Genomic DNA, 10,159 nt, shown 5'->3' on the forward strand with positions numbered 1-10,159 from the left:
GTCACGCCCTGCAGGACTTCGTTGCCATCAGCGAAAACACCGCCGTTGGCGACATAGAGAACGTCCTTCTCGTTGTTAGCAAGCTCTGCCCACTGAGCGAAGAACGTAGCATGCTGACCGCCACCCTGAATGGGCTTGGTGAAGTCGACAGGCTCGGTGCCGGCAGCATCGTAGGTCCAGCCAGTAAAGGTATAGCCCTCGCGGGTCGGGGCCAGGGGCTGGCGGGCAACGCCGTCGCTGTCGGTAACACCCTCCATGGTCTCATTGCCATCGGCGAAAACGCCACCATTGGCAACATAGAGAACCGTCTTCTCGTTGTTCTGCTTCCACTGGGCATAAACAGTCGCGTGGCCGCTGCCCGCAACGATGGCCTTCGTGAAGTCGACGGGGTCATTTCCGTCGCGATCGTACGACCAACCAAGGAAGTCATAGCCCTCGCGGGTCGGCTGAAGCGGCAGACGTGCAATACCGTCGGTATCGGTTACACCCTGCATAGTTTCGTTGCCATCGAAGAACGTGCCGCCATTGGCAACGTAGAGGATTTCGACAGTCTTGTTCTGCTTCACAGGCGTCCAAGCGGCGAAAAGGGTCACATGGTCGCCGCCACCGACGATCGGCTGGTTGAAGTCAACCTGGTCGGTTCCGTCGCTGTGATAATACCAACCGGCAAACACATAGCCGTCGCGCGTAGGAGCAAGCGGCTGACGAGCAATGCCATTGCTGTCAGTCTGACCCAGCATGACGTTGTTGCCGTCGGCAAACTGACCGCCATTGGCAGAGTAGGTCACATCGAGCACATTCGAGGGAGCCTCAGTCCACTTGGCGAACAGAACAACAAAATTGCTAGCGTCGCTCAGAAGAGGCTGAGAAAAATCTACGGCATGCGTGCAAGTGTTGTCATAATACCAGCCGCCAAACACATAGCCATCGCGCACGGGAGACTCCGGCATAGAGCATACGCCCTTATCGTTAGTCTGAATGCGCATAACGATGCTTCCGTCCGCGAAAGCGCCGCCGCCATTTTCCGCTACAAAAGTAACGGTCTTAACACCAGTAGAGGCTGCAGCAGTAGCCCCCTCGCTCGTGTTCTGAGTAGTCTCCGCCGCGATAGCAGCAACCGGCGTGGAGCTGAGCACCATACTCAAGCTCAGACCGGCTGTGATAGCAGCGTTAAGCTTCCTATTCATGTGGTCGTCCTTTCCCGACTTGCTTCTTCGCGACCACTTCGCAGAAGAAGACATTTGAATTGCATGATTGATTTAAGCCGAGAAAATCCTTAAAAGGTTGCGCAACCAAGCTATATCTAAGGTTTGAGACTTTTTTGCAAAAAAGTTTGCAAAAAGCTATTGCACCACCCGTACGCTGGGGCAAAGGTCGGCCAGCGGGCACTCGTCGCACTTGGGCTTACGGGCATCGCAAATCTCGCGACCAAAGGTAATCCACTGGTGGTTGACCGACTCCCAATACTCGTGCGGCAAGATCTTGAGCAGATCTTGCTCGGTCTTGAGCGGCTCTTTGGCATGCGTCTTGGGACTCAGCATCAGGCGGTGCGCGATGCGGTTGACGTGCGTATCCACCGCGATGCCTTCCACGATGCCATACCCCACGTTGAGCACGATGTTCGCCGTCTTGCGCCCCACGCCCGGCAGTTTTACAAGCTCCTTCATGTCGGCCGGCACCTCGCCGCCGTAATCGGCAACGATCATCTGCGCCGCTTCCACGGCGTGTTTGGCCTTGCTCTTGTAGAAGCCGAGCGACTTGATCGTGTCCGCCACGTCGGCAACACTCGCCCCGGCCATGGCCTCGGGCGTGGGCCACTGGGCAAACAGCCGCGGCGTCACCTTGTTGACTTGCGCGTCGGTCGTTTGAGCCGAGAGCAGTACCGCGATGAGCAGCCTAAAGGGATTCTCGTGGTCCAAGAAGCACTCGACCGGGCCATAGCGACGGTTAAGGCGCTCGCACACCTCGATGGCGCGCTCGCGTTTGGCGGCATTGGTCTCGCGTGGCATAACGACTCCTCGGCTCGGCAGAAACATAACTTCACGAAAACGATTGTCCCACGTACGGGGGCCTTAAGCCTCCAAAAATGCGCCGGTCTGGCGGCTCCACAGGCTTGCGTATTCGCCGTCCGCCTCGACGAGCTGAGCATGCGTGCCATCTTCGACAATCTCGCCGTCGGCCAACACCACGATGCGATCGAGCGCCGCCACGGTGGACAGGCGATGCGCCACCACAATGGAGGTGCGCCCACGCATCAGGTTCTCGAGTGCTTCCTGCACCAGCGCCTCGGACTCACTGTCCAGGGCAGAGGTCGCCTCGTCGAGCACCAGAATCGGCGCGTCGGTGAGGATGGCACGGGCGATGGCCACGCGCTGGCGCTGACCACCCGAAAGCTTAACGCCGCGCTCGCCCACCATGGTGTCAAAGCCATGGGGTAAGCGGTCGATAAACTCAATCGCGTTGGCCAGGCGCGCAGCCTCGCGAATCTGCTCGTCGGTGGCGTCAGGGCGGCCGTAGGCGATATTCTCGCGAATGGAGCGGTGGAACAGCAGCGCCTCCTGCGGCACGTAGGCAACCTGGCGGCGCAGGCTCTGCTGCGTGCAGCGCGAGACGTCCTGGCCGTCCACGAGCACGCGGCCGCCCTGCACGTCGTCCAGGCGCAGCAACAGCTTGGTGAGCGTCGTCTTGCCCGAGCCCGATTTGCCCACCAGGCCCACGCGCTGGCCCGCCGCCACATGGAGCGTCAGGTCGTGAAACACGCTCTCGCCCGCCGCGGCGTCACGGTATGCAAAGCTCAGGTGCTCAAAATCAATCGCGCCCTCGCGCACCTTGAGCTCGGGGGCATTCTCGTCGTCTGCCACCAGACGCGGCTCGTCCAGCACGCGCGTCATCTCGGCCGCATCGCCCAGCGCGCGGTTGATGCGCTGCATCATGGAGCTTACGTAGTTCAGACGCATGGTGAGGTTGTACGTATAGGTAAAGATCATGACGAGCGCGCCGGCAGAGATGCCAAACCACGCGCTGCCGCCCGCGACGAACACACTCACCACGGCCATGGTGATGACGATAAGGCCCGAGGTCGTAAAGTTGCGCTGCATCATGGCGTGCATCGAAACCGTCTCGGCGTCGCGCGCGGCGCGGTCGGCGGCATCGAACAGGTCGCGCTCAAAGTCCTCGCGCCCACAGGTCTTGACGGCCAGGATGTTCGTGACCGCGTCGGACAGCACACCCGACAGCTTGTTCTGCGCGGCGGACGTCGCGGCCGAAAGCGGCATGATGCGCTTGTACATAAGCCAGACAAACGCAATGTAGACGACCATGATGCCCACCAGGATCACGGTAAACGTCGGCACCACCGGGGCGAGCGCCGCCACCGTGCAGACGACCGAGGTGATGGTGGGGATGAGCGAATACACCGTTACGTCCACCAGACCCGTGTAGCCGCTCATAAAACGGCTCGTCTGGCTCACAAGCGATCCGCCAAAGCGGCTGGTGTGGAACGTCATGGATTGATTGGAGAGCGTGTCAAAGCACAGGCGCGCCAGGTGATAGTTGCCCGCAATCTCGAGCTTGTAGACGGTGTAGTCCTGCAGCTTGGAGAGGATCTGGCCTACCAGGTTAACGAGCACGAGCGCCAAAATGTAAGGACCAAAGACCTCAAACACCTGGTCGCCTGCCACGGGGCCGGCCTGGACGCGGTCGACGATAAGCGCCATCACGTAGGTGTTGGCAAACGTAAGCAAAAAGATATAGCCCGCCGACGAGAATACCGAGAGAAAGACGATCAGCGGCTGCGTGCGCGTGACATCCCAAAAACGCTGCAACGTGCGGCGCACGGTGGAGCGCTTGAGCGGGCTGGTGCTTCTCTGAGACATGGGCTTCCTTTCACGTCTGATAGGGCGAAACGCCATTGTTGCACACTAAAGCGCACTTCAGGCAAGCACGATGCGAAAAGCGGCGAAGCGCCCGCGTCCGCGCTGGTGCCCCGCCGCCTGTTGCAACTAGTCCTCGTCCTCTTGGTCTGCGAGCAGCTCCGCGGATGTGAGCCCCAAGATCTCGTCGGCCTCCCGCGCGTCCTCCAGCGCGTCGATGTCCTTGAGCTTACGCTCCATAACGTTGGTGCGCGTGGTGATAATGCCCTCGACCGTCTTGCCCGCGGTCTCGATCTGCTGCTGCGCGCGACGCAACGCCGCCTGATAGCGCGGCAGCTCAGCCTTGACGGCGGAAAGCACGCGCAGCACGTCATCGGTGCGTTTTTGCAGCCTAAACGTCTGGTAGCTCATCTGCAGGCTGTTGAGGATGGCGGCCATGGTGCTGGGGCCGGCAACGTTGACGTGATAGTCGCGGCCCAGGGTCTCGATAAGCCCGGGGCGACTGACGACCTCGGCATACAGGCCCTCAAACGGCACGAACATGATGCCAAAATTGGTCGTCGCGGGCACGCTCAGGTACTTCTCGCAAATGTCCTTGGCCTCGCGTTTCACCATCATATCGAGCGTCTTGCGCGCAGCGGCAACGGCCTCCGCGTCGCCCGACTCCTGGGCGTCGAGCAGATGCTCGTACGCGTCGCCCGGGAATTTGGAGTCGATCGGCAGCAGCACGGGATCGCCCTCGTCTACCGGCAGCTTGACGGCAAACTCAACGCGCTCCGAGGCGCCGGGCTTGGTGGCAACGTTTTCCAGATACTGGTCGGGCGTAAGGATGTCCGCCAGGATCGCGCCCAGCTGTACCTCGCCCAAAATGCCGCGCGCCTTCACATTGCCCAGCACGCGCTTAAGGTCGCCCACGCCGGTGGCGATAGATTGCATATCGCCCAGGCCCTTGTACACGGCCTCGAGCTGGTCGCTCACTTGCTTAAACGATGCGGACAGACGATCGTTGAGCGTACGGGAAAGCTTCTCGTCCACCGTCGCGCGCATCTGATCGAGCTGCACGTTGTTGTCCTTGCGAATGGCGCCCAGCTGGGCGTCGACCGTCTCGCGCACCTTGTCCAGGCGGTGCTCGATGCCCTCGCGGTTGGCGCCGAGCTGTTGGGCCGTCTCGCGGCGCAGGTCATCCATACGGTCGCCAGCCTGCGAGAACTCACGCGCGATGGTCAGGTAGCGCTGCTGCTCCACAGCGGCGTCGGTCGTCTGCTGCTGCGCGATGGCGTTTGCCGTGCGACGGGTTTCTGCCAGCGCGACGTTCAGGGTGTCGAGCGCGTTGTTGGCCTGCTCGAGCGCCGCGAGCGTCTCCGCGTCGCTGCCGCCACGCTCTCGCAACTCGGCACGAAGGCCTTTAAGCTGCAGGGCGCAAACCACAGCAACTCCCACCGCCACCAAGGCAATCACAACAAGCGCAATATCAATAGCAGACATAGATTCCGCCCAACAAACTCAATCGATCACCAATCAAAACCGCAATCAATCTTACCCCGCCACACGCACTGGACGCCCGGCCCCTTCTTGGGTGCTTCTCTCTTCCGCATATTCCATAATGCGGCGCGCCGTCTCCCTGCTCACCTTTGAGTCATCGCCGGCTAAGTATGCGTACACGTTTCCCTTATTCAGATTCAAATCGCGGCAGAGACCGTAGCGCGTTATGCCCGATTCCCCTAGCGCTCCCAATGTTCTTTTTCGCATCAGGGCGTTGATCCTTCTATCCGCCACTGGCTTTTCCTTCACCGCTCTATACGCACGCCAAACGTTGGCATAACGGTTAGGGAGCTCGCTTTTGGCGCATAGAGACGCCATGCCACCCGCTTGATCGTACAAAGACAAAACGCCTCGGTAATCCTCTTCCATCCACGAGCCCTCGGATAAACCCAGAACGTATTCGGCTTTTCCTTGCGCCAAAGCGAGCAAAAACAGAGGCTCCGCCACGCGCGGCGCAACCGTCGTCGCCTGCTCAACCAGTTTTCTAAAACTCAGCGACTGCTGTCCGGATAGCTCTCGGCAATAGCCTTTTAAGAATCCCTCAAAGGTCAGATTCAACCGAGCACCTCCTTTTGTATTGCCTGTATGCACAGACCATCTCTTGATAGCTTCGCTCCGAAGGCGACGACGCCAGCGCTTCTCCCTCGTCGAATATAAGCCGTTCAAGCAGATCCCAATCAAGTCGGTCGACGAATACCTGACTATGAAGATCGACGATGTCGTTCGGACGGTAGGCATAGAGCTTCATTACCGCCAGATCCTCCAAGGATGGCGTAAAGTACCTGATAAAACGCGCCCCAATATCCAAGGGAATCAAACGATCTTCGTAATTGAATGGCATCTGGTTGCAATATGCCACCGCCATGCCATTCACCTCGGGGTATCGAGCTATGATCTCGCGGAGGCACCTGTCTGCCTCAAACACATCAATGTCATGTGTAACCGACCGATTCGTCACATCGTTTAGCATGAAGGCGCTTCCTCCCACCAATACAACGCTCGGCCTATCGTCTCTTGGACCTATTTCCAGCTCCGCCTCTTCGTCAATATCCAAAAGAGTCTGCTCTAAATCCTGCTTATACATAGCAAATCCTATTATTATTCATTTTCAATAATACTATTCAGTCGCACGACAGGACCCACAGGATGCAAGAATCCTACTCGTGGCGAGAATCCCTACACCCTAGAAGTCCTAATGTGACAAACGCTAACTCTCCCAGCCGGCACGGACGGTTGCTACGACATCGCCTAGGCGCTGGCCGAGAGCTGCCAAGTGCTGAAGCACCTCATTGGGCGAAGCGCCGTTGAGAATGCAGGTGAGCGCATACGAGACCAGGAAAATCGCCGCAAGTCCTAACGGAATGAGCACAATCATCGCTAACGTGCGCAGGCGCTGGCCCACGCGGCGGTGACGTGTGCGGCGCTTGTCAAACGCAAGCTCCTGCGCATATGAATCTTGTTGTACGGAATAGTTCTCTGGCGCCGATCCGCCCGCAGGCGAAACCGCAGGCGTGGCATTTTGCGCAGGAGGCTGGACGGCCGCCCCTTGCATTTGCATCTCCATAAGCCGTTGCTGTTGGCGCAACATGCGCTCGGCTTGTTGCTGCGGGGTCTCAAGAAACAGGTCCATGCTGGCCTCCAAAATCGGAGCATTCGACGCTTACGACCAGCATCCCGCACCACCATGACCGCGACAACGCAATCGCCGGCAATAGCCACAAAGTTTCTTTTGCCCAAAAGCTGTCGAAAACCTCAACAACTCCCCTACCAGCACTTTCTATGAGCTTTTTTATGGAATGATCTTTTGCCCTTCCGCCCTTGGGCCAACCGACCAAAACCTAACCAAAAACTTGACGGAAATTGTGTAGACCGGGACCCCACACAAAAAGTGCCGCCCCAAAGGGGCGGCACACAAACTTATTATCAGCTTTTCTGTAACGAGTATGCGACGACTCAACGCCGGAGCGCGGGGCGGGGAAACCTTTGCCTCGCGCGACCCTGCGAAGCCGTGAGCGAGAGGGAAAGGTTTCCCCGCCCTGCGTTCCGCAGTCCGCGTTCGTATCGGCGCTAGTAGTTCACCACTTGCTCCTCAAAGTACGCCTTCGGGTGGTTACAAACCGGGCACACCTCGGGCGCCTCGGCGCCCACATGAAGGTGCCCGCAGTTCAGGCACTTCCACACCTTCACGCCCTCGCGCTCAAACACCTCGCCCGACTCAATGCGCTCGACGAGCTTGTTGTAGCGCTCCTCGTGAGCCTTCTCGACAGCACCGACGCCACGGAACTTCTCGGCGATCTCGGTAAAGCCCTCCTCCTCGGCGGTCTTGGCGAACTCGTCGTACATCATGGTCCACTCGTAGTTCTCTCCCGCAGCGGCATCACGCAAGTTGTCCAGGGTGTCGGGAACGGCGCCGTCGTGCAGATACTTAAACCACAACTTGGCGTGCTCGGACTCGTTGCCTGCGGTCTCGGCAAAGATATTCGAGATCTGAACGTAACCATCCTTCTTGGCCTTAGATGCGTAGTAGCGATACTTGGTGTGCGCCTGGGACTCACCGGCAAAAGCGGCCTCGAGGTTCTTCTTGGTCTGAGAGTTCTCAAAATCCATAGGTGTACTTCCCTTCAACACATGCCGCCCGTAGGCTTCGGGCGGCCTTGTCTTTAGGATGCCCTCATGTCGAAAATCTAAACCTTACAATCCTGTTCTTCAGATTCGGATGGGCTACACGCTTAGCCAGCGGTCGCCCTCCACGCGGCAAAAGCCCTCACGCTCCAAGTCGGCCAAAATGCCTGCGACAAGATCGTGATCGACCGGCTCGCGGCCTGCCGCCGCCTCCATTTCGTTGACACCCGCCACGGCCTCGGCGAGTGTGATGCCCGCCGGCCGTCCATCGCGCGCAGCCAGCAGCATGCGCACAATATGGGCGCGCTTTTGACGGCGCGAGCCCTCAAACTTGGACTGACGGCTATAGCTCGCCGAGCGCCTGGACGGATTGGGCAGCGTCTTCTTAAGATACGCGCCATAATCCAGCAGCGCGTAATACCATGCGCGCGGTGTGTCGGCATCATCGAGCGGCACGGCAAAGGGAGCGATCTCATCCGCCGTCGCGCCGGGAGCCGCCGGACAGGCGGCCTGAATCAGCGGCACCAGCTCGCGATCGGGAACGGCCGGCACATCGGGAAAGAAATGATGCAGAAAGACCGTGCGCACGTTGGTCTCCAGATACACACCCGGTAGATCGAACGCAAACGACCGGATGCCCTGCGCCGTCGCCGGACCAATACCGGGCAGGGCGACCAAGTCGCGCGTCTCACGTGGAAACTCCCCGTCCCAGTCCTCTACAACGCGCTGAGCGGCCTTGTGGAGCGCCAGGGCGCGTCGGTTGTAGCCCATCCCCTGCCAAGCGTCCAAAACATCGGAAGGCGCGGCCTGGGCAAGCGCCTGCACGGTTGGAAATCGATCGAGCCACGCGGGCATACGCGTCTCCACACGCGGCACCTGCGTTTGCTGCAGCATAACCTCAGAAAGCCAAATAATGTACGGGTCGCGCGTGCGACGCCACGGAAGGTCGCGATAACGCAGGACCCCTTCCGAACGAATCATCGAACGAAAGGGGTCCTGAATCATGGCTATGCTCCTTATGCGGCGCTATTCCTCCCGGCAAGCGCACGCACAGGTGGCGTACTCAGGAAACGCATCGCGGTCGGCGAACTTGGAATCGACGGCCGGGAACTGGCGGTGAGCAACGATATCGCCCAGCGAAACGGAATCGAGGTAGTCGCGCATCAGCGCTTGAGCTCCGGCCCACAGGGGATGATAGCAGCACGTGCCCATGCGCGCACAGTCGCCATCGGGCGCGGTGCAATCGTTCATGACCATGGGGCCCTGAACGGCCTCAACGACCTGGCGGATGGTGACATCGTCGGGGCTGACCTTAAGACGCATGCCGCCATGGACGCCACGCAGGCTCTCCACAATACCGGCCTGAACCAAACCATGCTGGATCGAACGGGCAAACGAATACGGAACATTGACCTCTTCGGCGGCGGTGCGAACAGAAAGCAGACGCTCCGGGTCCTCGGCAAGCATCGCGAGCATGCGAAGGGCGTAATCAGTCTTCCTCGATATGTCCATTTTTCCCCTTTCAAGGAATAGGAACAGCTCGAACGAGCTCCGGGGCCGAGCTTACGTCGAGACACCAATGACCGTATGGACGCCCAGATAGCAAAACGGGTGCCCACTGAATGCCGTGTTTGAAGCCTCTTGCATCAAAAACGGCCCACAGTGCAATTCAGTATAACCTAACCCCCTGCTTCGTTGAACTGGTGTTGCGCAACAAACGCCTTGTTTGAACATATGTCTCAAACGGAGCTTGTCCGGGAATTGGAAGGATTTGCTTTTGGGCGAAAGGGGCCAATGGGATCGAGGTCCTATCAAACGCAAAAAGCCACGTCCGAAGACGTGGCTTTAATTGCGTTGGCGGGAAGTACGGGGCTCGAACCCGCGACCTCCGACGTGACAGGCCGGCGCTCTAACCAAACTGAGCTAACTCCCCAGGCAGTCGTTCGCGTTTGTTTCCGCTCGCGTGCGCTGCGGGGATTAGTATACACAGAAGTCTGTCCGGCGCGCAACAACTTTTTTGAAAAAATTTTTGGGGCCATCCGGGAGCCTTGATTCTCATTTTCATTGCAACAGCCTCAGGACTCAGCGCAACGCGTTGCGCTGAGTCCTGAGGCGCGAATCCG

Annotated in this window: 10 protein-coding genes and 1 tRNA gene; all 11 read right to left on the reverse strand. The window is 59.1% G+C overall.

Annotated features, from left to right (window positions below):
* The coding region (locus ACEXKH_RS08095; protein ID WP_373573729.1) for an InlB B-repeat-containing protein at positions 1-1,187 on the reverse strand (1,187 nt) is incomplete at its 3' end.
* Positions 1,188-1,343: 156 nt separating this feature from the next.
* Complete coding sequence (nth, locus tag ACEXKH_RS08100; protein ID WP_373573730.1) at positions 1,344-2,009, reverse strand: endonuclease III; 666 nt, start codon at positions 2,007-2,009, stop codon at positions 1,344-1,346.
* A 63-nt stretch (positions 2,010-2,072) separates the two neighbouring features.
* On the reverse strand, positions 2,073-3,875 hold the full coding sequence (locus ACEXKH_RS08105) for an ABC transporter ATP-binding protein (RefSeq protein WP_373573731.1): 1,803 nt from the start codon (positions 3,873-3,875) through the stop codon (positions 2,073-2,075).
* A gap of 126 nt (positions 3,876-4,001) precedes the next feature.
* Positions 4,002-5,357: a DNA recombination protein RmuC gene (locus ACEXKH_RS08110; protein WP_373573732.1), complete on the reverse strand. Its 1,356-nt coding sequence runs from the start codon at positions 5,355-5,357 to the stop codon at positions 4,002-4,004.
* 51 nt (positions 5,358-5,408) lie between these two features.
* Positions 5,409-5,972, reverse strand: a complete 564-nt coding sequence (locus ACEXKH_RS08115; protein ID WP_373573733.1) for a hypothetical protein — start codon at positions 5,970-5,972, stop codon at positions 5,409-5,411.
* Entirely contained in the window at positions 5,956-6,498 is a 543-nt protein-coding gene (locus ACEXKH_RS08120) for a DUF6036 family nucleotidyltransferase (protein WP_373573734.1), read from the reverse strand. The genes ACEXKH_RS08115 and ACEXKH_RS08120 overlap by 17 nt, the downstream gene beginning before the upstream one ends.
* 123 nt (positions 6,499-6,621) lie before the next feature.
* Positions 6,622-7,044, reverse strand: coding sequence for a hypothetical protein (locus ACEXKH_RS08125; RefSeq protein ID WP_373573735.1), 423 nt, complete (start codon positions 7,042-7,044; stop codon positions 6,622-6,624).
* Between the two features lie 437 nt (positions 7,045-7,481).
* Positions 7,482-8,021 carry a rubrerythrin gene (gene rbr / locus ACEXKH_RS08130; protein ID WP_373573736.1) on the reverse strand — a complete coding sequence of 180 codons (540 nt, stop codon included), beginning with the start codon at positions 8,019-8,021 and terminating at the stop codon, positions 7,482-7,484.
* Positions 8,022-8,135: 114 nt separating this feature from the next.
* The gene (locus ACEXKH_RS08135) at positions 8,136-9,041 is read right to left on the reverse strand and encodes an adenine glycosylase (protein ID WP_373573737.1); all 906 of its coding nucleotides are present in this window, start codon (positions 9,039-9,041) and stop codon (positions 8,136-8,138) included.
* 21 nt (positions 9,042-9,062) lie between these two features.
* Positions 9,063-9,548, reverse strand: a complete 486-nt coding sequence (locus tag ACEXKH_RS08140) for an RrF2 family transcriptional regulator (RefSeq protein WP_099432564.1) — start codon at positions 9,546-9,548, stop codon at positions 9,063-9,065.
* Positions 9,549-9,891: 343 nt separating this feature from the next.
* A tRNA-Asp gene (locus ACEXKH_RS08145) sits at positions 9,892-9,969 on the reverse strand.
* Positions 9,970-10,159 lie beyond the last annotated feature (190 nt).

Source organism: Collinsella aerofaciens ATCC 25986, assembly GCF_964259375.1.
In the GTDB taxonomy this organism is placed as follows: domain Bacteria; phylum Actinomycetota; class Coriobacteriia; order Coriobacteriales; family Coriobacteriaceae; genus Collinsella; species Collinsella aerofaciens_BO.

Excerpts from the sequence above, each read along its gene's own strand:
- ACEXKH_RS08140 (WP_099432564.1), bottom strand. The coding sequence starts at position 9,548 with ATGGACATATCGAGGAAGACTGATTACGCCCTTCGCATGCTCGCGATG.
- ACEXKH_RS08125 (WP_373573735.1), bottom strand. The coding sequence starts at position 7,044 with ATGGACCTGTTTCTTGAGACCCCGCAGCAACAAGCCGAGCGCATGTTG.
- ACEXKH_RS08120 (WP_373573734.1), bottom strand. The coding sequence starts at position 6,498 with ATGTATAAGCAGGATTTAGAGCAGACTCTTTTGGATATTGACGAAGAG.
- rbr (WP_373573736.1), bottom strand. The coding sequence starts at position 8,021 with ATGGATTTTGAGAACTCTCAGACCAAGAAGAACCTCGAGGCCGCTTTT.
- nth (WP_373573730.1), bottom strand. The coding sequence starts at position 2,009 with ATGCCACGCGAGACCAATGCCGCCAAACGCGAGCGCGCCATCGAGGTG.
- ACEXKH_RS08135 (WP_373573737.1), bottom strand. The coding sequence starts at position 9,041 with ATGATTCAGGACCCCTTTCGTTCGATGATTCGTTCGGAAGGGGTCCTG.
- ACEXKH_RS08105 (WP_373573731.1), bottom strand. The coding sequence starts at position 3,875 with ATGTCTCAGAGAAGCACCAGCCCGCTCAAGCGCTCCACCGTGCGCCGC.
- ACEXKH_RS08110 (WP_373573732.1), bottom strand. The coding sequence starts at position 5,357 with ATGTCTGCTATTGATATTGCGCTTGTTGTGATTGCCTTGGTGGCGGTG.